Origin of the sequence: Bacillus cereus group sp. BfR-BA-01356, from assembly GCF_022663635.1 — a bacterium.
Lineage (GTDB): Bacteria > Bacillota > Bacilli > Bacillales > Bacillaceae_G > Bacillus_A > Bacillus_A cereus.
In genome coordinates this window covers 1-1,724 of sequence record NZ_JAKUFX010000256.1, presented here as the reverse complement: position 1 = coordinate 1,724, position 1,724 = coordinate 1, and the positions used below count along the sequence as shown (strand labels likewise).

Sequence of the window (1,724 nt, the reverse complement as noted above, 5' to 3'; positions counted from 1 at the left end):
AGTTAAACCTGTTGCTCCCGTTGGGCCTGTTGCTCCTGTTAAACCTGTTGCGCCACCAGTACCTGCTGGACCTGTCGCTCCTGTTGGGCCTGTTGGACCTGTCGCTCCCGTTGGACCTGTTGCTCCTCCTCCTGGACCTGTTGGACCTGTTGGACCTGTTGCTCCTCCTCCTGGACCTGTTGGACCTGTTGGGCCTGTTGGGCCGCCTCCTGGAGTAGCACCAATTAATTGAGTTAATAAGTTTAATAAAAGTTGTAAACTTGCAGGGTCAATAATTAAAGAGAAGAAGAATGGTGCAAGAGCACTGTAGAATTGTTGTAATAAAGAAAGTAATTGACTTAGATTTGGGTTAGGAGATTGTAGTAAATTAATAATACTTTGAATTAATTGTTTTAAGAAATTCCCTTCTGGAGAAGGTGCTAATTCATTTAGTAAGTTCAATAGTTGAGTAAACAAATTGAGTAAAGCTAATCTGTTTGCATCACTTGGATTTGCAAAAAACGCTGCAATAGCCGCTATTAAAGAGTTTAGTAAAGTAATTAATCTACCTAATTGCTCACTGGTAATTGGAACTGTTTGTGGATTGTTACAGCAATCTGGAGTGAAAACAATCGGATTATTGCAGTGGTTATGACCAAAACAATTATTGTTTGTCATTTATGTCCTCCTTACTTGTTTTATATTTGAGTTTTTCCTATTATAAGGATCATAAAGTTGTAAAAAAATATGTTATATATTGACTTAAAATAGGAAACATGAAATATAATTAAACTTACAAACGCTATTTAATTATGTTCATGACTCACATATTAATTATATGTTTTTAATAATTGACTGCTTAGATTAAATACCTAAACTTACGGGTTTATTTTATTTTTCCACGTTTATCTCTTAGGTTTAAATACACATATTAATTTGAATATACTCAACAATTAACAGTGCCATTTTTTTATATAAATATACATTATTTCTTTACTAAGATTGTGTTCTCTTTTTAAACATGAAGCCGTTTGTATTATAGAGAACTCTCATATAATATATTGAAAAATTCATTTTATATTTTATTCCAATACACTGTGAAAAGGATTGAAGTTAAAATCCCTATCATTCAACCATTTATGACAGCTAGAAATTGAATGTACCTTCACTTAATTTTAACTATTTAAATATAAAACAAAAAAGACAGATTCCTTTTCATTAAGGATCTGTCCTTTTAATTAATAATGATAAATTGTAATATAATTGAAGATCCTTGCGATGGAGGTTGAGTATCCAATAAAGTTAATTTACCAGTACTCACCTCATATAATGGCTGTGGTTGCATTATTCCATTAATAAATAAATTAATATATGAAACTTCACTAGGCGATAATATATTCGTTGTACCATATTGAGGTATCCCATCGGCATCTGTATATATAAGTTTCTCTCCATCTGCAAAAGTATAATATAACAAATTGGTTGTTGTTATAGGGCCAATACCCCCGGTAGGACCTGTTGCTCCGGTTGGGCCCGTTATTCCAGTCGGGCCCGTTTCTCCGGTTGGGCCCGTTATTCCAATTGGTCCCGTTTCTCCGGTTTGCCCTGTTGCGCCAGTTGGGCCCGTTGTTCCGGTTGCTCCGGTTCGGCCTGTTGGTCCCGTCGGTCCCGTTAGTCCGGTTGCTCCTGTTCTTCCGGTTGCTCCCGTCGGTCCCGTTATTCCGGTTGCTCCTGTTATCCCTGTT

General features: G+C 36.4%; 2 protein-coding genes. Both read right to left on the bottom strand.

What is annotated here, in order from left to right:
- Positions 1 to 657 (bottom strand): collagen-like repeat preface domain-containing protein (locus MR168_RS32830; RefSeq protein ID WP_242291761.1); only part of this gene is annotated, 657 nt, incomplete at its 3' end.
- A 556-nt stretch (positions 658 to 1,213) separates the two neighbouring features.
- On the bottom strand, positions 1,214 to 1,724 hold a 511-nt coding region (locus tag MR168_RS32825), incomplete at its 5' end, for a DUF4183 domain-containing protein (RefSeq protein WP_242291760.1).